Consider the following 21057-nt stretch of genomic DNA (forward strand, 5'->3'; position numbering starts at 1 on the left):
TACGCGTCTTATATTTTATTTGGGCTGGCATTTATTGCGTTTTGTGTAAGCGCGGCCGGGGCCGTATTATTTATCTTGTTAAAAATACTAGGCATTCCCGCACGCATTTATCTGGGCCCCATCAGCGTGTTTGTTATGCTCGTTTTATTTGCGTGTGCGTTTTGGGGCGGATTTTCCGCGCCGCAACTCAAACGTGTTGCTATTTCTTCGCCCGATTTACCTGCGCTAAAAATAGCCGTCATTTCCGATTCGCACCTCGGCATGGGCGTTTCGTACGAACGGTGGGACAACGCCCTGACCCGTTTAGAAAACGAAAAGCCCGACGTGGTATTTGTACTGGGCGACGTGTTTGAATATGGCCCGGAGGCAGACAAATACGCCGCACGTTTAGCCGCGTTCAAAACCCCTTTAGGCACGTATGGCGTGCTGGGAAACCACGAGTATTATGTGGGCTATGGCGACAGTAAAGATTTTTTTCGCAAAGCCGGTATTAAACTGTTGGAAAACGAACTTACCACGCTACCCAATGGGGTACAAATTGCCGGTTTAAAAGATATCAAAACCGCACGCGTTACCAAGCAAGATGTATCTAATTTGCTCGCTAATGCCGCTGCGGACGAGCCGCTTATCGTGCTTTCGCACACACCGTCTTACGCCGAAGAAATTTCCAATTACGGCACCGACCTTATGCTTAGCGGACATACGCATAACGGGCAAATTTGGCCGTTTAATTATCTGGTTAAATTACAGTTTCCGCGCGTGTACGGGCTATTTGACGTACAAAGCATGAAATTTTATATTACGTCGGGGATGTTTTATTGGGGCATTCCGCTGCGGCTTTTTGCCCCTGCGGAACTGCCCATTATAGAGGTCAACCCGTGAAAAAATACAGCGCGCTGATTTGTAGTTTGCTTACAAGCTTGTGGGTCTGTGCCGCTCCGTCGTTTGACGAGTTATCGTTTGAAGAAAAACTCGGGCAAACCTTAGTGGCTTTTGTAGATGTAGACAGCGCAGACCTCGTCCGCCCGGTCATTGAATCGGGCAAAATCGGCGGCGTACTTATCCAATGGGGTAATTATTCGTTTGAACAAACCGAAGAACTTATCAAAAAATTGCAAACATGGGCCCAAAAAAGTCCACACAAAATTCCGCTCTTAATTTCTATTGATTACGAAGGCGGCACCGTTCACACCCCCATCACGTTGGGGTTTGACTATCTGCCAACCAATATGATGTTATCCGCCTCCGGCGACGAAGAAGCCGCCGCCACCATTGCCTATTTAGCCGGGCAAGAATTAAAGCGCGCCGGCATACATATCAATTTTTCCCCCGTTTTAGACGTCAACAGCAACCCCAACAACCCCATTATCGGGGTGCGTTCGTTTGGTTCCGACCCTAAAAACGTAACACGCATGGGTATTTCGCTTATTCACGGGTTTCAAGCGGCGGGCATTTTAAGCGTGGTAAAACACTTCCCCGGCCACGGCGATACAGCGTCCGATTCGCACTATGACGTCCCCGTCGTAAACGCTACGTATAAACAAATGAAGGAAATTCACCTCGCTCCCTTTGCACAGGCCGTCAAACAAGGGGTGGACGGCATTATGACCGGGCACGTACGTTACCCGGCGTTAGACAATGCCAACATCGCCACGTTTTCAAAACCGATTCTAAACGATTTATTGCGCCAAAAAATGGGCTTTACCGGACTACTGGTTACCGATAGCTTAGACATGAAAAGCGCTACCGCTTTTTGCACGATCGCCGGTTGTGCCGCACGCGCGCTAGAAAGCGGGGAAGATATGATTTTACTGGGGCGTTACATCAAACCCGTAAGCGTGTTTAACCGGATTTCGGAAATCGTTAAAGAACAAAAATTAGAAAGGCGCGTGGAAGAGTCTGCCCGTAAAATTTTTGCTATTAAAGAGCGGTTGGGGCTTTTGGACAGCGAGCCGCAGCCCGAACTCCCCCCCTTGCAAAAAGCGTATCAAACCGAACTGATTAAAATTAGCAATCAGGCCGTAACACTGGTGCGCGACCGCAACAAATTACTCCCGTTTACTCCGGCTAAAGATAAGCCGACTGTGTGCGCCGTCTTTTTTGCGCCGTCGCGCTTTGCAGACCAACTGCCCGGTTTTGTCCAACCGTTTTTGGAAAAAGGGTGGAACGTACGCAGTTACAACGCCGCCCTAACCCCGCGCAAAAAAGACAGCGAACGCGCCGCCGCATGCGCCAAAGGCGCGGACTTACTGGTACTGACCAGTTTACAATGGGCCGATAAAACAAACATCAACCAAAAAAATGCCATTAGCGGACTGATTAGCGAAAATAAAAATGTTGTGTTTATTTCCACCATGAGCCCGTACGATATCCCCAATTACCCGGAAGCCGACACCGTCCTGGCGACGTACGGTTTAAACCGCTATGCACTGCACACAGCGGCAGAAATTATTTTGGGGAATTTACAACCCAAAGGCAAATTGCCCGTGGAACTCAATTTGACTTCTTCTGACGGTGCGCCGCTACGAACTCATAAATAGCGGGCAGAACGGAAATAAAAATAATCGCGGCAATTACGTAGTGAAAATGATGTTGCACAACCGGCAAATCGGCAAAGAAATAGCCACCGCCTACAAATAAACACACCCACAAAAATGCACCGATAATATTATAAGACGCAAAGTGTAGATACGTCATTTTACCAATGCCCGCCACAAACGGCGCAAACGTGCGGATGATAGGAATAAATCGCGCGAGAATAATGGTTTTCCCGCCGTATTTTTCATAAAAATTATGCGCTTTTAAGAGGTGGTTTTTGTTTAGAAAAATGCTGTCCTCGCGCGTGAACACTTTAGGGCCCACCCACTTGCCGATTTCGTAATTGCAAAAATCGCCCAGCACCGCGGCCACAAACACAACGGGAATCAACACCCAAAGCGAAATTACACTGCCCTCACGCGTGGCAAGTGCCCCGCACGCAAATAAAAGCGAATCGCCCGGCAAAAACGGCGTTACCACAAGCCCCGTTTCACAAAATACGACCGCAAAAATTACCACATAAAGCCACACACCCATCCACGCGGCCCACGCGTTTAAATGAATATCCAAATGCAAAAAGACATCTATAACTTGAGAAAAAATTTCCATACGTATATTATACAAAACCCCCACAAAAAACCTTTTGTCGTTGTCGTTTACCCGCCCAATAGCGTGCCGCCAGAAAAAGGGCTTGACAAATCAAAAAAAAAAACGATAATAAAGGGGCAGTAAAAAAACAGCAAGGAGCAAACAACATGAAAAACAAACAAGCATTTACACTTATTGAACTCTTAGTAGTCGTCCTCATCATCGGTATTTTAGCCGCCGTGGCGTTGCCGCAATATAAGTTAGCCGTAGCCAAATCGCGTTTGGCCAACATTAAAACTTTATTTTCACAAATTAAACAAGCCCAAGAAGCGTATTACATGGTAAACGGAGAATATACCACAGACATCTCTAACTTGGACATAGATTTGTCCTTCTGTACAAGAACTACTGATTATCCAGATGTTTTAATTTGCGATAATTCCTTTATGATTTCTTTACTAGACGGGGACAAAAACGGAGAACTTCGCGCAGCGTATTGCCCCGATGTTATCAGCACAACAAAGAGTTGGCTTACTTGCGCATACAGCAAGGGCGATTATATGTATCACTTAGGGTATGATCACCATAGAGTGCAAATCGCTCAAGGAAAAGCATGGTGTTATTACGTTAGAACGGAGTTAGGCCGCAAAATTTGCGCCAACCTGTAACCGTCCAAATATGTAAACAAACACTCCCCTTTTGATATAATATATATAGAGGGGTTATGTCTTTATTTTCTAAACTGTTTAAACTATTTGTGGGCGTGGTACTGATGCCGTTTGTACCTATGCTATTGTTGCTTGCCTATTATCAGGGCCACTTAAAAGACAACATCTTGGAAACCCACGCCAATTTGGCGCAAATTGTTTCCTCGTCGTTAAACCAACATATTGAGGACTTAAATTGGCGCTTGGCATTTACCCAACACGTATCATCTTACTTAACCCAAAAGAAAAATCCGCAACCTCTTTTGCAAGATGCACTGTCTGCCAACCCGGACTTTTTAATGTTAGCCGTTTTGAGCCCGCAAGGCAAAGAATTGTACCGCGCCGGGGATAAACAAGTGCTAGACCAACTGCCCCCCCTGAATTTAACAAACGACACTTCTTTACCGCAACTGGCTAAAAACAAACAGCTTTCCGTAAGCAGTTTTGATGTCGTGGCCGGACGCCCGATTAGCGAGTTTATTTATCCCTTACCAAACGGCGATTTTTTGTACGGCATTATGAGCTTTTTTGGTTTTTTGGCCCGCGTACAGGAACAACGCATCGGCCAAACCGGTCATATTTATATCATTGACGAAGCCGGACAGGTATACACGAGTGAATATCAATACAAGCCGGACTTTGACGTACACGCCTTACAACGCGCGTTCCGCGCCAAAAGCCGCCTGATTAAAAACCTGAAAACACCGCAAGATTCCTACGTGGGCGCGTATGCTTCTACCCCTATTTTAGGCGCGTACGTCGCCGTACTGCAACTTAAAAGCGAGGCGTACCGCAGTATCTATTACACCAACATTATTTTGGCACTTTTCCTACTTACTATTGCCACGCTGTCTTATTTCGGCGCGCTCACATTTGCCGAACAATTAGGCGAGCCGATAGAGGCCCTTTCCCATGCCGCGCGCGAAGTATCCGCCGGAAATTTGGACCAACACATAGATGAAGATATCGGGTGGGGCGAATTTAAACAACTCATTGCGGACTTTAATAAAATGACTGCCGATTTGCAAGATTATCAGGCATTGCAACTGCAAGCCAAAATCAGCGAAATGAAAGAGCACGTTTTCCGCGCCGTAGCGCACGATTTGCGCGCGCCGCTAGTGGGCTTGCAAGGTTATTTGCACATCTTGCAAAGCGGGAAAGCGTCCGAAGAAGAAAAGAAACAATACTTAACGCTGATGAGCGAGGCCGCCCGCAATTTATCGTCCTTACTGGAAGACGTACTGGACGTTTCACGCGTGGAAGCCGGTATGCTTACCCCCCAAAAACAAACCGTTGACGTAGGTGAACTGGCGCGGCAGGTAACGGATACGTTATCCCCCACCGCTACCGAGAAAAATTTAACATTAGAAAATCACGTTCCCGCTCTGTCCGTGCAGGCCGACCCGAAACTCCTGCGCCGCGTGCTGACTAATCTGGTGTCCAACGCCATTAAATTTACCGAAAAAGGTTTTGTACGTATCCGTGCAAAAGAAGCGAAAAAATGCTACTTTATTACAGTAGAAGACAGCGGTATCGGCATGAGCGAACAAGAGCTCAAAGGGCTGTTCCAAAAGTATCATCAGGTCCATACCGATAAACCCGGCTACGGACTGGGCTTATTTATCAGCCGCCAAATTGTGCAAGCACACGGCGGCACGTTAAACGTAAGCAGCAAGCCCGGCCAAGGCAGCACGTTTACCGTAGAACTACCCAAGGAGGAAAAATGATTGTATTTTGGCGTTTGTTTTTAGCGTATTTTCTGACCGATTTTGTATTTTTCCACAAAACCATTGACCAGGTACGTAGAGAAAATTATACCCGCGGCATTATCTTGCACGCCGGTGTGTTTTTGTTTTGGAGCTTCACGCTGTGCCAAGGATATCTGACGATGCCGTGGCCGTTTTTGGAACTGGTCCACTTGCCCGGTTGGGTGTGTATTTTGCTTTTTGGCGCATTTCACATCTTTACCGACGATTTTTTCCAATTCGGCGGCAAATGCAAGCACGGCTTTGTGTTGACGTTCCTCTTAAAAAATACCGTTAACATACTGTTCCTGTTTTTGTGTGTACCGTTTAAGGTGCTTTACGAAACAGGTAATTTCTTCGCCGAGCCGTGGATCATCTTTTGTGTAGGGTTGATTGTCGTTACCCGCGTGCTGGGTTGGGGGCTGATTGCCGTGGAACAGGATCGCTATGGGGAAAATTACGTATCATTTGATGAACGCTTACTACTGATGTTGGTGCGCGCGATTTTCTTTCTTATTATGCTACTCCCCGGTTGGCGTTGGACGGTACTCTTAGCCGTTTGGTTGGGCACGTGCATGTATGCGCGCAAAATCCGCCTGATGGATATTTCTAATTTTGTATTTTATGTGGGTGCGTTGGGAGCGGTCTTTATCGGGTTTTTAGTGCGCCTGCGGTTTTATTTGATGTAGTATGGAACTAACTGATTTAAAATTTGCTTGTTTTGATACGGAAACGACCGGACTTTCCCCGGCCGCCGGCGGCAAAATTTGCGAGATTGCCGTATCTGTTTCCTGTGCCGGACGCGCGGTGGAAGAATTTTCCACCCTTATTAACCCCGGTATTTTAATGTCCCCCGAAGTTATTGCCATTCACGGCATTACCAACGAAATGGTCAAAGACGCCCCCACCTTTGAGCAAATTTTGCCGCGTTTATTGGGTATTTTTGACGGGTGCGTATTAGTAGCGCATAATGCCGATTTTGATATGTCTTTCTTACGGGCCGAATTTGAAAATTGCGGCATACACTTGCCCGATTATCCGGTAGTAGACACCTTAAAACTCGCACGCAAAAGCGGCAAATTTGTACGCAACCGTTTGGGTCTGATTGCTCAAGAATTGGGCATTAGTTGCGAGGGTTGGCACCGCGCCATGGCAGATACTAAAATGGCCGAACAGATTTTTTATTATTTTTTGACAACCTTGTCTAAACACGGCGTGCATACGTTGGAACAATTAAACGAGTTCCAACAAAAGCGTTGGCCGGATTTAATCGGTTGTCTTAAGGAGAGTAACGTATGAAAAAAGTAGTTTTGTTAATTCGCGACGGCTGGGGGAACGCAAAAGCGGGGCCGTACAACGCAGTCAGTTTGGCTAAAATTCCAAACATCACTAAGTATTTAGCCACCTATCCGCACACGCAAATTGAGGCCTCCGGCGAACAAGTGGGCCTCCCGGCGGGCTATATGGGATCAAGCGAAGTGGGCCACCTGAATATGGGGGCGGGTCGTATTGTTATCCAAGAGCTAAAACGCTTAAAAGACACGATTGAAGACGGCTCTTTATTTAAGTCCGCCGCGTTTAGCGCGTGCATAGATAACTGCTTGAAAAACCACAAACCCTTACACGTCATGGGGCTTGTGCAAGACGAAGGGGTCCACGCCCACCACGATCACTTACACGCTATTATCAAATACGCAAGCGAAAAAGGCATTAAAGACATTTACGTTCACTTTTTTTCCGACGGACGCGACACGCCGCCGCAAAGTGCGATCGGTTATATCCGCACGTTAGAAGAAAAAATGAAAGCGTACGGCGCAGGGAAAATTGCCACGATTCAGGGCCGTTACTACGCCATGGACCGCGGCGAAGATTGGACATTGACCGACAAAGCGTATAATTTAATTGTCCGCGCGCAAGGGTTGCACGGTACGACAGCCGAAGAAGTCGTCAGCACCGATTACAAAACAATGAAAACGCCCGACGGCGGCCCTATGGTAGATGAATATATCCCGCCGACCGTGTTGGGCGATTACAAAGGCATGGAAGAAAACTCCAGCGTGATTTTCTTTAACTTCCGCCAAGACCGCGCCATCCAACTTACCCGCGCATTTATTGACGACAATTACCCGGGTAAAGACCGCGGCCCGCGCGTGCCGTGCGTGTTCTGCGGCTTAACCAAATACTACGATTCGTTCCCGTATAACGCCTTGCCCTCTATGACAGACGGCGGCGGTATGAATAATCTTTTAGGCGAAGTAATTTCCAAAGCGGGCTTAAAACAATTACGTTTGGCCGAAACACAAAAATTCAAACATGTTACGTCTTTCTTTAACGGCAAACTCTTAAAGCCGTATCCCGGCGAGGACCGCATTGAAAAGAAAGGCCGCTTTGATCCGGCTACGTTTGCCGACCACCCGGAAATGGAAGCGTACATCGTTAAAGACGAAGCCATTAACCAAATTAACTCCGGCAAGTACGATTTTATCGTCATTAACTTTGCCAACTGCGATATGGTGGGCCATACGGGCAATTTGAAGTCCGTTGTCAAAGCCGTGGAAGTGGTGGACGAGTGCACCGGCGCCGTAACCGAGGCCGCGCTGGCCAAAGATTATGTGGTGTTCATCACCGCCGATCACGGCAACGCCGAAGAAATGTGGGATGAAAAAATCAATATGCCCAAAACGGCGCATACGACCAACTTGGTAGATTTTATCTACGTAGATAAAGATAATAAATCTGCCCACATGCAGCCCACGGGTAATTTAGGCGACGTAGCCGCCACGGTACTGGACGTAATGGGTATTGAAAAACCGGCAGATATGACGGCTAAGAGTTTGATTAAACACTAAGCGGCTCATTGTGTTTTTATGCAAAAAGCCCCCGCAGACATTTTGTCTGCGAGGGCTTTCTTAAGATCATTTAAGGCAACGTATAATGGCGCGCATTATTTGTTTTGTATAATGTGCCGCGGAACAATTTTACGCAATAATCGCCGGGATTTTTTTGGAATACGGACGTGGCTTCTGCACAGGTTATTCCTTTGTCTTTATCCAAGTCCGAAGATATATGGACAGGTCTGTAAGCAAATAGGGCGCCTTGGTAAGGGCCTGTTTCCCGACGCATCCATATACTCCCTGTAAGGCCTTCTGATTCTTGCAGATAGACCGTCCATAATTGATTGGTATAGGGGTCGGTTCCTGTGCCAGATTCCTGCCCTCCGGCATTCCAACCGGCAGGCAAAGAAATATCTAATTCTTCAAAAGTGGACGCATAGGTTCCGTTGGCCATCCAGTGGGCTTCTTGGGCTTGCCCAAGTGCTTTTAAGAGCGTAAGGGCTTGAGTGCCGCGGCTTTTCTCTACTACTTTTTGATACTGCGGCAAGGCGACCGCCGCCAATATGCCGATGATAAGAACAACCACTAATAATTCAATGAGCGTAAAACCGCCGTTATTAAACAAGGGTGTCATCCCGCACTTGATGCGGGATCTTCTGATTTCTTTTCGTTCGTTAACCGTCCTATCAGAAACAAAAATCGGAAGATGCCGGATTACAAATTTCCGGCATGACAGCTTATTTTCATTTATACAACCCGTAAAACATCTTTTATGTTTCATGCGCACTCCTCCTTAGTAAAGTGTCTCATATAAAAAATGTAGCAAAAAAAAAACGATGTCAAGTCCCTTTATTTTCCGACGACAAAAAAACATTAAAAAGTTATAATCTTGTTATGGAAACATACCTGAAAGTAAAAGTGCACGCGGGCGAGAAAAAAAATAAGCTCGTACAAAAAGCCCCGGATACGTTTGAAATTTGGGTCAAAGCACCCGCCGAACAGGGCCGCGCCAACGAGGCCGTGCGCACGCTTTTGGCCGAGCATTTAAACGTAGCAGAAAATAAACTCTCGCTTATTAAAGGGGCGACGAGTCCGGCTAAAATTTTTTTAAAACGCTAAATTATGGATAACGCATTACTGGAAGATTTTGAAAATCATTTGAGCTTTGAGCGGCAACTCTCGCGCAATACAATTTCGTCTTATACGTCGGACGTGAAACATTTTTTTGAATATTGCGACGCCAATGAAAAATTACCGCAAGATGCGTCTGCCAACTTTATAGACCAATACAACTACCAACTCAGAAACGTAGAAAATCTTTCGCCCGCGAGTGCATTTCGCAAAATGGAAGCCGTGAAATGTTTTTATAAATTTTTGATGATTGAGCAACGCATCCAAGACGACCCGACCCGCTTTTTAAAATCGCCCAAGCTCCCCGCCGCCTTGCCCGAGCAACTCACGCGCGAAGAAATGGAACGTTTGTTATCCTACCCCGCCGAAAAATTGGACGAAGTCCGCACCGTCACTATCATAGAATTATTGTACGCGGCCGGACTACGCGTGAGCGAATTATTAGGTTTGCGTTTAGAAAATATCAACACGGACGAAGGGTGGGTGCTGGCCTTTGGCAAAGGCGGCAAACAGCGTTTTGTGCCGATTCATCCGGCGTGTTGCAAGCGGCTAAAAGCGTATTTGGCGTTACGTAACGCACACTTTGTAGGCAAAGAAACCGATTCGGAAGTGTTTTTAAATAACCGCGGCAAGAAACTAAGCCGCATAAGCGTGTGGAAAGATTTAGCCGCGCTCGGGCGCAAGGCTAACATCTCGCGCCCGCTCCACCCGCATTTATTCCGCCACACGTTTGCCTCGCATTTACTGCAAGGCGGAGCGGACCTGCGCAGTTTGCAAGAGATGCTGGGCCACGCTAATTTGACGACGACCCAAATCTACACGCATTTAGACGTAACCGACCTGAAAAACAAACATAAAAAATATCATCCCAGAGGTTAGCGTGTGCCGTAGTAGCAACGTTCCGTACTGTCGTCACGGTAAGGCGTTTTGGTTTTTGTGGCATCTTGGCACAACCAATCCGCTTTGTAATTGTCGGCGGCTTTGGCACAACAACCCACACCTTGGTTTTTTAACCGCCAGAGCAAGTTTACTTTTGGAGAAACTAGAGAGCAATAAATTCTTGCATCTGTTTCGTTAACGTAGTCAAATCGGCATTCCCATTTGTTACCTATACCGAATTTGCGCCCATTACTAATCAACGGATATTCAATATTCAATTCATCCGCCCGTTCGGCATATACTCCGTTGGCTAAAAAGTATGCTTGTTGCGCATCCGAAATGGCTTTACTGGCTGTAACTAACTGTGTAAACCGTGCTTTTTGCACCGCTTTTTGGTATTGCGGCACGGCTACCGCCGCCAATATGCCAATGATTAACACAACAACTAAAAGCTCAATAAGCGTAAAGCCGTCGTTGCCGTTAAATAAAATATTGTCATCCTGAACTTGTTTCAGGATCTTACCACTTTTAAGATCAGAAATAATGTGAGATGCATAAGTCAGTTCAGCATGACATTTTAATTTTATTTTGTTTTCCTTTTCCATAAAAACTCCTCCTTTGTTTCATTAAATAAAATGTAGCAAAAAAAAAAACGATGTCAACCCCCTTGCCGATGCAGACAACAAAACAGTTGCCCAAAATGATAAAATAAATAGAATATGAGTAACGATAATTTTCCGCAAATTGACAAAAAACAACAAGATCGCTGGGAGAAAGCCAACCTTTTTGCCAGCCCCAAAATGCCGTCCGGCAAGAAATTTTATTGTTTAGATATGTTCCCGTATCCGTCGGGGGCGGGGTTGCACGTCGGCCACCCGGAAGGGTACACCGCGTCCGACATTTTAACCCGCTACAAACGCATGAACGGCTACGACGTTCTGCACCCCATGGGGTGGGACGCATTTGGCCTGCCCGCGGAAAACTACGCTATCGCCACGGGAGTACACCCGCGCGTTACTACACAAAAAAATATTGATAATTTCCGCCGTCAAATTAAATCTATCGGGCTCGCCTACGATTGGTCGCGCGAAGTAGATACCACCGACCCCAATTATTACAAATGGACCCAATGGATATTCTTGCAACTGTTCAAAAAAGGTCTCGCCTACGAATCTACCGTGCCGATAAACTGGTGTCCGTCTTGCAAAACGGGGCTTGCCAACGAAGAAGTTTTTAACGGCAAGTGCGAACGCTGCGGCCACGAAATTGAACGCCGCGCGCTGCGCCAATGGATCTTAAAAATTACCGACTATGCCGAACAACTTTTAGAGGGCTTGGACGATTTGGACTGGCCGGAGAGCACCTTAACGATGCAGAAAAACTGGATCGGTAAATCTAACGGCGCCAACGTGCACTTTAAAGTGGACGGCCACGACGATATTTTAACCGTCTATACCACCCGGCCCGATACACTTTTCGGGGCGACGTATATGGTCGTTTCGCCCGAACACCCCATTTTGGAAAAAATCGTTACGCCCGCGCAAAAAGACGCCGTAGCCGCTTACCAAAAAGAAGCCGCCAAAAAAAGCGACTTGGAGCGCGGCGAACTTAACAAAGAAAAAACGGGCGTGTTTACGGGCGCGTATGCAATAAACCCCGTCAACGGCAAAAAAATCCCCGTATGGACAAGCGACTACGTTTTAATGGGCTACGGCACGGGCGCGATTATGGCCGTACCCGCCCACGACGAGCGCGACTACGCTTTCGCCAAAAAATTCGGCATTGATATTATTGAAGTTATCAAAAGCGAACAAGGCGTTGAAAAAGAAGCGTTTACCGGCGACGGCGAACTGGTCAACTCCGGCTTTTTAAATGGGCTTCACGTAAAAGAAAGCAAAGCCGCCATGATTAAATGGCTCACCGAGCACAACTGCGGCAACGCCAAAACCACGTACAAACTGCGCGATTGGGTCTTTGCGCGCCAACGCTATTGGGGCGAGCCGATACCCGTCGTACATTGTGAAAAATGCGGCGTAGTTCCGCTGCCGGAAAGCGAACTGCCCTTGCGCTTGCCGGAAGTGGAAAAATTTGAGCCCTCCGGCACGGGCGAATCGCCGTTAGCGACCGTAACCGAGTGGGTAAACACTACCTGCCCGCACTGCGGCGGACCTGCCAAACGCGAAACAAACACCATGCCCCAATGGGCGGGCTCGTGTTGGTATTATTTGCGGTATATGGACCCGCACAACGCCGAAAAACTGGTGGACCCGGCGGTTGAAAAAGCGTACGGCCCGGTAGATTGTTACATCGGCGGAGCCGAACACGCGGTACTGCACTTGTTGTACGCGCGGTTTTGGCACCGGGTGCTGTACGATTTGGGCGTAGTATCTTGCAAAGAGCCGTTTAAAAAACTGCGCCACCAAGGGATGATTTTAGCGTTCTCTTACCGCGACAAAATGGGTAACTACCACAGCTACGATGAAATTGATTTCAAAGACGGCAAAGCGTTTTTAGCCGCCACGGGCGAAGAACTTTCCCCCATGGTGGAAAAGATGTCCAAGTCCAAGAAAAACGTCGTCAACCCGGATGATATTTTAAACCAGTACGGCGCGGACGCGTTCCGCATGTACGAAATGTTTATGGGGCCGTTTGAGGCGAGCAAACCGTGGGATATGAAAGGCATTGAGGGCGTATCGCGCTTTTTAAAACGTGTGTACGGTTGGAGCGAAACGGTTAAACTTACCGACGAACAAGACCCCAAAAAGAGCGAAATTTTAAAGAATAAAACGATTGAAAAGGTAAGCGATGATATTGAAAATTTCCGCTTTAATACGGCGGTATCGTCGCTGATGGTTTTGTTTAACGACATCAGCAAACTCCCGCAAGTCAGCCGCGCGACGTTTGAAGTATTTTTAAAACTCTTGCACCCGTTTGCCCCGCATATTACCGACGAAATTTGGCAACAACACGGGCACAACGATTTTCTGTTGCAAACCGCGTGGCCGGTGGCTGATAAAAACTTCTTACAAGAAGACAGCGTAGAACTGGGCGTGCAAATTAACGGCAAAGTGCGCGACCGCATCAGCGTAGCCACCACCGCCACGCGCGAAGAAATTGAAAAAGCCGCGCTGGCCAGCGCGAAAGTACAGCGCAGTTTGGAAGGATTTGAAATTAAAAAAATTATCGTCGTGCCGGGCCGCATGGTCAGCATCGTGGCGGCCCCTAAAAAATAAGGAGCGTTATGAAAAAACTCATACTTGCTATTTGTAGTATTGCCGCATTGGCGGCATGCGCAAGCGAAGGCGCGGTATATAAACCGCAAGCGCAAATTATGCCGCAACACATCAAAAAATTTGCGGTGCGGCAAATCTTAAACAAGACCGAAGTTTTTGCGCTGGAAGATAAATTCTACAACGAGCTGTATGACGAATTTTTGCGTAACGGCTCATACCAAATCGTGCCGGAAAATGACGGGGCCGAAGGCGTAGTGGTTACGACCATCTCGCGCTATTTGAACATCCCGGTACAGTACGACAGCCAGTTAATTCCCACCGTTTACAAAATGAACATTTGGCTAGACGTGGTATTTATGGACAAAACCACCAATCAACCCGTCTGGCGCGAGCCGGCCTTAATGGGCACGCAAATTTATGCGGCCTCTACGCTCCCCGGCGGCATGACCGAAGTGCAAGCGCGCGACGTAGTATTTGAGCAACTGGCACGCGATATCGTCAAACGCACGGTAGACGGTTTCGGCTCGGTATGGAGTGAAAGCAAAAAGAAAGTAATGAACAACCCGGAATATACCACCATTACCGATTAACTATGCCTAAACTCACTGCGGAAAAATTGCAAGCGGAAATTGCCGCCAATAAACTCGCTCCCGTATATTTACTAACGGGGGAGGACATATACCGCAAGCAAGAAATTATCAACCAACTGCGCAGTGTGTTGCAACCCGACGATTTCAATTTTTATTCTTCCCCCGCCGACAAGGCAAACCTCGGCGAAGTATTAGCCATGGCCAACACCGCGCCGGTATTTTCCACCTCGCGCATGATTGTACTTACCGGCATAGAAAAACTGCGTAAAGAGCCCAAAGCCGCCCTTTTAAAATACGTATCGGACCCACTGGCCACCACCACACTCGTATTGACGCATAACGACGCTAAAAAAATGAAGACGGAAAAAGCACTGGCGCAGGCGTGCGCGGATAACGGGCGCGTGGCGGACTTTGCAGAACTCAAACAAGCAGAGCTAACGCTGTGGGTAAAAAATAAACTTTCCGCGCGCGGACTTACCGGCGATTTTGACGCGATAGATTTGCTATGCCAAAGTGTAGGTGCGGAACTGGCCGCGCTGGAAAACGAACTTGAAAAATTATATCTCTACACATTAGGGCGCGATAATAAAACCATTACGAAAGAGGACGTTTTGGCGTGTATCGGGTTTAGCAAAGAAGAAAACCCCTTTGAACTGGCTAACGCTATTTTAGCGTGCAATAAAAACAAAGCGATCAAACTGGTAGATAAATTGTTAGACGACGGCGAAGAGCCGGTGGCGATTTTATCCAAAATGACGTATCCCATTTTAAAAATGGCGCGCATTAAACGCATGAGTGAGGGCGGTGTGCCGGCGGGCGATATCGTCTATGCGGCGGGGTTGTTGCCCTGGGAAAGCCGGCTAGTGAGTGCGGCGCGCAATTATCCGAGCCAAAAGCAATTTTTGGCCGCGCTTAATAAAATGATTGACGCGGACGCGGGATTTAAATCCGGCAGCGGCAGTGACCCTAAAATTACGCTTAAAGGCATATTGCTCACCTTGTTTAGATAATAATAAGGCCGTCACCCTGAACGTGATTCAGGGTCTTCCACGCTTGGTCGTTGTTGTTATCGTTACGAAACGGCATGCGTGGAAAACGACGAGATCCCCGACAACGACCCTCGGGGATGACAGCAGGTGGAAATCCGGGAATGACATTTTATTTATATAAGAAAACCCCCGCTCTTACGAGCGGGGGTTTTTTCTAACACATTAAATGTGTATTAGTTGTTACCGTCGGTCGGAGCGGCACATTCAGCTGCACCCGTACCAGAACCGTCACTGCAGCAAGCCGACGTTACAGTATCAATACCGCAGTAGTCGGCGCACAAACCTTGCGCGTTAGACAACGCTTCGCTACCAGCAGCACCTTGAGGAATACAAGAGGTGTTGGTAGAAGCATAATAGCGTTTCAATTTGTACGCATATTGCAAGGAATTGTTACCGTTTTTGCGTTCGGCTTCCACGTAACCGTTGGTATAACCCGTCGTTCCGTGCAACACTACGGCAAAACCGTTACCAGTTTCACCTTTGGTGTAGTAGCTGGCACCGGTAGCACCTTTCGGGGCGACGTCCAACGCTTTATAGTTCTCCGTGAATTTGTTGATTTGCATGAACTTGCGTTGTTGGGCTTGCGCGATGTTGCCGAGCAAGGTTACAGCTTCCGTCATGCGGGAGCGTTCCACGGCTTTGAAGTATTGAGGCATCGCCATAGCGGCCAAAATACCGATGATGAGTACTACGACTAACAATTCAATAAGGGTGAACCCTTTTTGATTATTCATACTGATCTCCTTGTTACAATTTCCTATTTATCTGGCCCGTTTTTACGGGCAACCTATCAAGAGGGCTTTATGCCCAGCCTAACAGGCCGTACTTTAATTGTACAGGAAAAGGCCCAACCTGTCAAGCCATTTTTTTGTTTTGGGCCTTGACAAGTACAAGGAATCTGTCATGCCGCAAGGTTTTTGTGCGGCATCTCTACGTAAACGACGAGATCCCCGACAACGACCCTCGGGGATGACAGCAGGTGGAAATCCGGGAATGACATTTATTGTCGGGTTATCACCCGACCTATAAACAAAACCCCCGCCGTAAGGCGGGGGCTTTTGTCAAATCAACGCTTAATCATCATCGTCGTCGTCATCATATTCGTCTTCTTCGTCTTCTTCGGGCGGCGGGAGGCGGTTTTCTTCATAACACACATTGGCCGTGCCGTCACTGCAACACACGGCAGTCGGGGTTTCTATACCGCAAAAATCTGCACATAACGCTTGCCCGTTCTCATCGCTACCAAAGCACGTAGTCGTTGTTTCCAAAAATATCCGGCGCAATTTATAGTTATACGTCAGCGGGTGCTCGTCGTGAAACCGGGTGGCTTCTGCATAGCCGTTGCCTAGTTCGTTGGTCATATACATCGTAATTTCAAAGCCGTTGCCGTTTTCCCCGGTAACAGGATCCCCCTTAGTATAATAGATCGGTCCGGCCGCCCCTTGGGGGGCAACGTCCAAGGTGGCAAAATCATTGGAAAATCCGCCCACTTGCATTACGTTGCGCTGTTGGGCTTTGCTAATCGTATCTAATAAGGTAATGGCTTCCGTCATGCGCGTACGTTCCACCGCTTTTTGATAATACGGCATAGCCGCCGCGGCTAAAATACCAATAATAAGTACCACCACCAATAATTCAATAAGCGTAAAACCGTTACGGGAAATAGACATAAAAACTCCTCAACCAGTAGAGATATTACTATATTACCAAAAATTTAGAATTTAAAAAACCCCCGTTTAGCACGGGGGATTCAAACTTACTTTTTAAGTAGTTTAAGCGCGTCGGGTTTTGATTTAATTTGCCCGTCCCATTGGGCTTTACGCACCCGTGTCAGCGCGGCCGAAATATGCCGCCCGGCCAGGCCCGTTTCTTTGAGGTCGCGCCCTTGCACCACGCACGGCTCTAAGGCGTTGTCCGGCAAATGAGGATACACCGCTTTTAAAATGCGCTGTTTCGTGCCGGACAATGGAGCTAACGGACTCATTTTTTCTTGTGCCACTTTCCACGCGCCTATCACTTCGTGTGTCCACTCGCCGGGCAAGCGCAAACTACGCACAAATTCTTCGCCGCTTTCTTTAAGCTGACACGCCAACATGCCGATACGTTCCGCCGCCGAATCGGTACTTAGTAAATTTTCTTGCCACACAAGCCCCGGCCACGCAAATTTTAAGAGGTCGTACTTTTCCATAAGCGCAAAAATTTCTTTCACGCGCGGCTCTTCTAAAATTTTGACAAACTCGTGGCTAAAACGCTCGCGCGACACCAAAAGCGGATATTCCTCTTTCACCGCCTTGCGCAGTAAACGCTCGGTTTTGGGAGCCAGTTTCCACCCAAAGCGGCCCGCAAAACGTACCGCCCGGTATAAACGGGTGGGATCGTCTAAAAAACTTTTCTCGTGCAAAATGCGCACCAACCCGCGCTCAATATCTTTTTGTGCGCCGAACGGATCGTAAAGTTCCCCAAACGACTCTGGCAAAATGGAACAACACCACGCATTGGTGGTAAAATCACGCCGGAATAAATCGTCCTTAATGTAAGAACTGGGCTCCACCTGCGGCAGACAACCCGGGTACGGATAATTTTCCTTGCGGATACGGACCATATCTAATTTTAAACCGTTGTCCAGGTCCACGCGGTAGGTAAAAAAACGGGAAAACTTATGTTTATCTCCCCCCCAGCGTTTGACGCAAAACCCGGCAACGGACTCTTGGTTACCGCTGAAAGCCAAGTCAATATCTTGCGTATCGCGGTTTAAGTAAAAATCGCGCACGGCCCCGCCTACTACCCACGCTTTTAACCCCAACTTACCGGCGTATGCACCGACGGTATATAATTGTTCTTTGTATTTTTCCGGTATCATAACACTAACGGTGTAGCAACCCCCTCCTGACTCATTTGGTCTTTAAAGTGGGTAAGCAATCGGCTTTTCAGCCCGCTTTTTAACACTTTAGCGGCAGATACGGCATACCCGTTGGGCGTGGCCTTACCTTGCGGAGCCGGCACGTAATACGGGAAATGATGCTCCCGGGCGTAGGACGGTTTTAGCCGCACTACTTCAAACCCGGCCGCAGCCGCCGAAGCCGCGACCGCTTCGGACTCAAACGAGTTTTTTTCTTCTTCTTGTAATAAGTGTTTGAGCATATCTAGCCCAAACACGCACACAGGGGGAAAATCTATATTTAACTGCTTGGCTAAGGTGTTTTTGATAATTTCGTAATCTTGTTGCATACGCTTACGCAGTTCTTTTTCTTGCGGGCGGTTTTTTTCGGCAAAGATAAAAACAAGCAGTTCGGCCGGCGCATCAAAATAGATAAGGTCGCCATCGTGGTGGAAAAACGCGCCGCACGTGGGACATTGGACAAGGTTTAACTCGCCCCCGAGTGCCGCCGTTTTCAAATCCGGGTCTTGGTCCGCACTGATGAGCGACCAATACTCCACGTCAAATTCTTCACAATGATTCGGGCAGCATACCGCCGCGCTGTTTTTAATAGATTTCATAGGTATATTATATCCAAACTAACCCTTTTTTTCACTAACTGAGGGTCTTTATTTTGTATTAGATTTATTTTTACGCCGAAAAATTTTTTCAAAGAAAAATGGGCTAATGCTAGGCGCGAACGAGGGAGGAATACTGTCGGCACGCGCGCGGTAGCGCGGAGGTATCTGACCGAGTTCGCAACAACGCAGTAGCGCATTTTCCGCAGAAAAAATACCCCGCACGGGATTTGAACCCATATCACTGGTTCCGAAGACCAGTACTCTATCCAGTTGAGCTAACGGGGCGTGTAAGTATTGTAGCAAATTATGTTGTATTATATTTTCTGCCCGCACGAAATAAAATTTGCTACAATAAAGTATCTTATGCAGTAAGGAGTAAACCCATGGGTGGACATTCACACTGGGCCGGTATTAAACACAAAAAGGCCCTCGTAGACGCCAAAAAAGGCAAAGTATTTACAAAAATTTTACGGGAAATTACCATCGCCGCCAAAATGAGCGGCGGCAACCCCGACCAAAACCCGCGCTTGCGTAAAGCCGTTGACGACGCCCGCGCCGCCAACATGCCGTCCGACAACGTCAAACGCGCTATCATGAAAGGTACCGGCCAACTGCCCGGCGTATCGTACGAAGAAATCACGTACGAAGGATACGGACCCGGCTCGGTCGCTATCATCGTTGAATGCACGACCGACAACAAAAACCGCACGTTTGCGGAAATTCGCAAAATTTTCACGAGCCACGGCGGCTCTATCGGCACGGCGGGTTGTGTGTCGTACATGTTTAAAAGCAAGGGCATGATCGTTGTGAAAAAAGAAGATATTTCAGAAGACGACCTCATGAACTTGGCGTTGGAAGCCGGCGCCGAAGATGTGCGCACCGAAGGCGATGTGTACGAAGTGATTACCAACCCGGATATGAACGAATTGGAAACCGTCAAAAAGGCCATTGAAGCCAAAGGCATTACGCCCGAATCGGCCGATTTAACGATGTTGCCGGATACGGACGTAAGCATTACCGACGAACACACCGCCGAAACGCTTATGAAAATGTTGGAAGCATTGGACGACCACGACGACACCAAAAACGTCTACGACAACTCCAACATTGACGAAGCCGTTGCGGCTAAACTCAATGCGTAACGAAACGGAAAAAACCGTTACCGTTTTGGGCATTGACCCCGGTTTAGACAGAACGGGATGGGCCATTCTCACGCGAGATGCCCGTTCCGTTCTTTCTTTGCGTGCGTGTGGGCTTATTCATACCGACGCCGCCCAAGAACTGCCTAAACGGTTGGAATATATCTTCCACGAACTGCAATATCTTTTGAAAAATTACGCGCCCGACCAAGTGGCTATGGAGCAAAATTTTTTCTTAAAGCGCGCTATTACCATGGCGAACACCGTAATGACGCGCGGCGTGATTATTTTGGCGTGTGAACTAGCCAAAAAACCGATTTCTTTTTACCCGCCTAAACGCGTTAAAATGATGATTTGCGGCACGGGTACGGCTGATAAAAAACAAGTCCAGCGCATGGTACAACTGACGCTAAACTTAGATAAAGCCCCCTCCCCAGATGACACCGCCGACGCGGTAGCTATTGGCATTTGCCACTTAAAAACGGCTCCGCTCGCTAGTCAAATAAATCTCAAAGCAGCGTTTTTAGAAAAACTAAAAGCCGCCCGCGAACAACAAATTAAAAAGAGAAGTTAAGAAGGCAGTCGGCAACTGTTTTTTTGTGATAGCGTATTGGTTTGACACAAATATTTACATATTTTTTGTGACAGCGTATCGCTACCCGCCCAACAGATAGTATGAGAGCGGTAGTATCTTTCCAAGCGCACACTGTATACGCTATCCCCACAATACAGGGAGTTATATTGCCCGCTGTTTACTCCTCCCGCACAGACAAAATTCGGATGAGTAATAGAACCATAATTTTCAATCGTCGTTCCCGCCGGGAAATCAATATCCAGTACGTTCCAATCATGGGCGTAATTTCCGTTCGCCATTTTATATACTTCTTGTGCGTTTTCAATACTTTTCATAAGAGGTAATAATCTATTCACCCGCGCTTTGGCAACGGCTAAATTATATTGCGGCAATGCCACCGCCGCCAAAATACCGATGATAAGTACCACAACTAATAATTCAATGAGCGTAAAACCGTTATAACATAAAGATCTGTCATCCCGGAATTCGCCCGTCCGGCGAGGACTCCGGGATCTTCTGATTTCTTTTCGCTCGTTAATCATCCCATCAGAA

Annotated in this window: 22 protein-coding genes and 1 tRNA gene; 14 read left to right on the forward strand and 9 right to left on the reverse strand. The window is 47.6% G+C overall.

Features of this window, described 5'->3' with window-relative positions:
- Together ACQY2W_RS05840 and ACQY2W_RS05845 are read left to right on the forward strand one after the other, a co-directional pair.
- Positions 1-882, forward strand: an 882-nt coding sequence (locus ACQY2W_RS05840; protein WP_428050315.1) for a metallophosphoesterase, incomplete at its 5' end; no start/stop codon positions are given.
- On the forward strand, positions 879-2540 hold the full coding sequence (locus ACQY2W_RS05845; RefSeq protein ID WP_428050317.1) for a glycoside hydrolase family 3 N-terminal domain-containing protein: 1662 nt from the start codon (positions 879-881) through the stop codon (positions 2538-2540). The genes ACQY2W_RS05840 and ACQY2W_RS05845, both read left to right, overlap by 4 nt.
- Here ACQY2W_RS05845 and ACQY2W_RS05850 read toward each other — a convergent pair.
- On the reverse strand, positions 2494-3147 hold the full coding sequence (locus ACQY2W_RS05850) for a DedA family protein (RefSeq protein ID WP_428050319.1): 654 nt from the start codon (positions 3145-3147) through the stop codon (positions 2494-2496). The two genes, ACQY2W_RS05845 and ACQY2W_RS05850, sit on opposite strands and share 47 nt — an antisense overlap.
- Positions 3148-3293: 146 nt before the next feature.
- On the opposite strand from ACQY2W_RS05850, the gene ACQY2W_RS05855 reads away from it, so the two are divergent.
- Genes ACQY2W_RS05855 through gpmI form a run of 5 tightly spaced genes read left to right on the forward strand, consistent with a single transcriptional unit; the run spans position 3294 to position 8427 of the window.
- On the forward strand, positions 3294-3794 hold the full coding sequence (locus ACQY2W_RS05855; RefSeq protein ID WP_428050321.1) for a type IV pilin protein: 501 nt from the start codon (positions 3294-3296) through the stop codon (positions 3792-3794).
- A 56-nt stretch (positions 3795-3850) separates the two neighbouring features.
- Positions 3851-5560, forward strand: coding sequence for an ATP-binding protein (locus ACQY2W_RS05860; RefSeq protein WP_428050323.1), 1710 nt, complete (start codon positions 3851-3853; stop codon positions 5558-5560).
- Positions 5557-6267, forward strand: coding sequence for a hypothetical protein (locus ACQY2W_RS05865; RefSeq protein ID WP_428050325.1), 711 nt, complete (start codon positions 5557-5559; stop codon positions 6265-6267). Before ACQY2W_RS05860 ends, ACQY2W_RS05865 begins: the two co-directional genes overlap by 4 nt.
- Position 6268: 1 nt before the next feature.
- Positions 6269-6877, forward strand: a complete 609-nt coding sequence (locus ACQY2W_RS05870) for a 3'-5' exonuclease (RefSeq protein WP_428050327.1) — start codon at positions 6269-6271, stop codon at positions 6875-6877.
- Complete coding sequence (gene gpmI, locus ACQY2W_RS05875; protein WP_428050329.1) at positions 6874-8427, forward strand: 2,3-bisphosphoglycerate-independent phosphoglycerate mutase; 1554 nt, start codon at positions 6874-6876, stop codon at positions 8425-8427. The genes ACQY2W_RS05870 and gpmI overlap by 4 nt, the downstream gene beginning before the upstream one ends.
- Positions 8428-8497: 70 nt before the next feature.
- On the opposite strand, the gene ACQY2W_RS05880 is transcribed toward gpmI, so the two are convergent.
- Positions 8498-9193, reverse strand: a complete 696-nt coding sequence (locus tag ACQY2W_RS05880; RefSeq protein ID WP_428050331.1) for a type IV pilin protein — start codon at positions 9191-9193, stop codon at positions 8498-8500.
- A gap of 113 nt (positions 9194-9306) precedes the next feature.
- Between ACQY2W_RS05880 and ACQY2W_RS05885 the strand changes: the two genes are divergently transcribed.
- Positions 9307-9531 carry a DUF167 domain-containing protein gene (locus ACQY2W_RS05885; RefSeq protein ID WP_428050333.1) on the forward strand — a complete coding sequence of 75 codons (225 nt, stop codon included), beginning with the start codon at positions 9307-9309 and terminating at the stop codon, positions 9529-9531.
- Positions 9532-9534: 3 nt separating this feature from the next.
- Complete coding sequence (xerA, locus tag ACQY2W_RS05890) at positions 9535-10422, forward strand: site-specific tyrosine recombinase/integron integrase (protein WP_428050335.1); 888 nt, start codon at positions 9535-9537, stop codon at positions 10420-10422.
- Here the strand turns inward: xerA and ACQY2W_RS05895 are convergent.
- Entirely contained in the window at positions 10419-11027 is a 609-nt protein-coding gene (locus ACQY2W_RS05895; RefSeq protein WP_428050337.1) for a type IV pilin protein, read from the reverse strand. The genes xerA and ACQY2W_RS05895 overlap by 4 nt on opposite strands.
- A 114-nt stretch (positions 11028-11141) precedes the next feature.
- Between ACQY2W_RS05895 and leuS the strand changes: the two genes are divergently transcribed.
- From leuS to holA, 3 genes are read left to right on the forward strand one after another with little or no spacing between them, the layout of a single operon-like run.
- Complete coding sequence (gene leuS / locus ACQY2W_RS05900) at positions 11142-13655, forward strand: leucine--tRNA ligase (protein ID WP_428050339.1); 2514 nt, start codon at positions 11142-11144, stop codon at positions 13653-13655.
- 8 nt (positions 13656-13663) lie between these two features.
- Positions 13664-14245: an LPS assembly lipoprotein LptE gene (lptE, locus tag ACQY2W_RS05905; protein WP_428050341.1), complete on the forward strand. Its 582-nt coding sequence runs from the start codon at positions 13664-13666 to the stop codon at positions 14243-14245.
- A gap of 2 nt (positions 14246-14247) precedes the next feature.
- Positions 14248-15255 (forward strand): DNA polymerase III subunit delta, encoded by a 1008-nt coding sequence (gene holA, locus ACQY2W_RS05910; RefSeq protein WP_428050343.1) that lies wholly within the window; start codon positions 14248-14250, stop codon positions 15253-15255.
- A gap of 212 nt (positions 15256-15467) precedes the next feature.
- On the opposite strand, the gene ACQY2W_RS05915 is transcribed toward holA, so the two are convergent.
- The 5 genes from ACQY2W_RS05915 to ACQY2W_RS05935 all read right to left on the reverse strand — a co-directional run bounded on the left by ACQY2W_RS05915 (position 15468) and on the right by ACQY2W_RS05935 (position 19077).
- Positions 15468-16028: a type IV pilin protein gene (locus ACQY2W_RS05915; RefSeq protein ID WP_428050345.1), complete on the reverse strand. Its 561-nt coding sequence runs from the start codon at positions 16026-16028 to the stop codon at positions 15468-15470.
- A 339-nt stretch (positions 16029-16367) separates the two neighbouring features.
- Positions 16368-16964, reverse strand: a complete 597-nt coding sequence (locus tag ACQY2W_RS05920) for a type IV pilin protein (RefSeq protein ID WP_428050347.1) — start codon at positions 16962-16964, stop codon at positions 16368-16370.
- Positions 16965-17050: 86 nt separating this feature from the next.
- Entirely contained in the window at positions 17051-18154 is a 1104-nt protein-coding gene (locus tag ACQY2W_RS05925) for a hypothetical protein (protein ID WP_428050349.1), read from the reverse strand.
- The gene (locus ACQY2W_RS05930) at positions 18151-18792 is read right to left on the reverse strand and encodes a CpXC domain-containing protein (protein WP_428050351.1); all 642 of its coding nucleotides are present in this window, start codon (positions 18790-18792) and stop codon (positions 18151-18153) included. Before ACQY2W_RS05930 ends, ACQY2W_RS05925 begins: the two co-directional genes overlap by 4 nt.
- 212 nt (positions 18793-19004) lie before the next feature.
- Positions 19005-19077 (reverse strand) — tRNA-Arg (locus ACQY2W_RS05935).
- A gap of 98 nt (positions 19078-19175) precedes the next feature.
- Here ACQY2W_RS05935 and ACQY2W_RS05940 point away from each other — a divergent pair.
- On the forward strand, positions 19176-19934 hold the full coding sequence (locus ACQY2W_RS05940; protein WP_428050353.1) for a YebC/PmpR family DNA-binding transcriptional regulator: 759 nt from the start codon (positions 19176-19178) through the stop codon (positions 19932-19934).
- Positions 19927-20505, forward strand: coding sequence for a crossover junction endodeoxyribonuclease RuvC (ruvC, locus tag ACQY2W_RS05945; RefSeq protein WP_428050355.1), 579 nt, complete (start codon positions 19927-19929; stop codon positions 20503-20505). The genes ACQY2W_RS05940 and ruvC overlap by 8 nt, the downstream gene beginning before the upstream one ends.
- Here the strand turns inward: ruvC and ACQY2W_RS05950 are convergent.
- On the reverse strand, positions 20502-21057 hold a 556-nt coding region (locus tag ACQY2W_RS05950; protein ID WP_428050357.1), incomplete at its 5' end, for a type IV pilin protein. The two genes, ruvC and ACQY2W_RS05950, sit on opposite strands and share 4 nt — an antisense overlap.

The organism is Candidatus Avelusimicrobium caledoniensis (genome assembly GCF_902756455.1).
Lineage (GTDB): Bacteria > Elusimicrobiota > Elusimicrobia > Elusimicrobiales > Elusimicrobiaceae > Avelusimicrobium > Avelusimicrobium caledoniense.

Excerpts from the sequence above, each read along its gene's own strand:
- ACQY2W_RS05940 (WP_428050353.1), top strand. The coding sequence starts at position 19,176 with ATGGGTGGACATTCACACTGGGCCGGTATTAAACACAAAAAGGCCCTC.
- ruvC (WP_428050355.1), top strand. The coding sequence starts at position 19,927 with ATGCGTAACGAAACGGAAAAAACCGTTACCGTTTTGGGCATTGACCCC.
- xerA (WP_428050335.1), top strand. The coding sequence starts at position 9,535 with ATGGATAACGCATTACTGGAAGATTTTGAAAATCATTTGAGCTTTGAG.
- ACQY2W_RS05925 (WP_428050349.1), bottom strand. The coding sequence starts at position 18,154 with ATGATACCGGAAAAATACAAAGAACAATTATATACCGTCGGTGCATAC.
- ACQY2W_RS05860 (WP_428050323.1), top strand. The coding sequence starts at position 3,851 with ATGTCTTTATTTTCTAAACTGTTTAAACTATTTGTGGGCGTGGTACTG.
- ACQY2W_RS05865 (WP_428050325.1), top strand. The coding sequence starts at position 5,557 with ATGATTGTATTTTGGCGTTTGTTTTTAGCGTATTTTCTGACCGATTTT.
- ACQY2W_RS05930 (WP_428050351.1), bottom strand. The coding sequence starts at position 18,792 with ATGAAATCTATTAAAAACAGCGCGGCGGTATGCTGCCCGAATCATTGT.
- leuS (WP_428050339.1), top strand. The coding sequence starts at position 11,142 with ATGAGTAACGATAATTTTCCGCAAATTGACAAAAAACAACAAGATCGC.
- ACQY2W_RS05915 (WP_428050345.1), bottom strand. The coding sequence starts at position 16,028 with ATGAATAATCAAAAAGGGTTCACCCTTATTGAATTGTTAGTCGTAGTA.
- ACQY2W_RS05870 (WP_428050327.1), top strand. The coding sequence starts at position 6,269 with ATGGAACTAACTGATTTAAAATTTGCTTGTTTTGATACGGAAACGACC.
- ACQY2W_RS05850 (WP_428050319.1), bottom strand. The coding sequence starts at position 3,147 with ATGGAAATTTTTTCTCAAGTTATAGATGTCTTTTTGCATTTGGATATT.
- ACQY2W_RS05895 (WP_428050337.1), bottom strand. The coding sequence starts at position 11,027 with ATGGAAAAGGAAAACAAAATAAAATTAAAATGTCATGCTGAACTGACT.
- ACQY2W_RS05880 (WP_428050331.1), bottom strand. The coding sequence starts at position 9,193 with ATGAAACATAAAAGATGTTTTACGGGTTGTATAAATGAAAATAAGCTG.
- gpmI (WP_428050329.1), top strand. The coding sequence starts at position 6,874 with ATGAAAAAAGTAGTTTTGTTAATTCGCGACGGCTGGGGGAACGCAAAA.
- lptE (WP_428050341.1), top strand. The coding sequence starts at position 13,664 with ATGAAAAAACTCATACTTGCTATTTGTAGTATTGCCGCATTGGCGGCA.
- ACQY2W_RS05885 (WP_428050333.1), top strand. The coding sequence starts at position 9,307 with ATGGAAACATACCTGAAAGTAAAAGTGCACGCGGGCGAGAAAAAAAAT.
- ACQY2W_RS05855 (WP_428050321.1), top strand. The coding sequence starts at position 3,294 with ATGAAAAACAAACAAGCATTTACACTTATTGAACTCTTAGTAGTCGTC.
- ACQY2W_RS05920 (WP_428050347.1), bottom strand. The coding sequence starts at position 16,964 with ATGTCTATTTCCCGTAACGGTTTTACGCTTATTGAATTATTGGTGGTG.
- holA (WP_428050343.1), top strand. The coding sequence starts at position 14,248 with ATGCCTAAACTCACTGCGGAAAAATTGCAAGCGGAAATTGCCGCCAAT.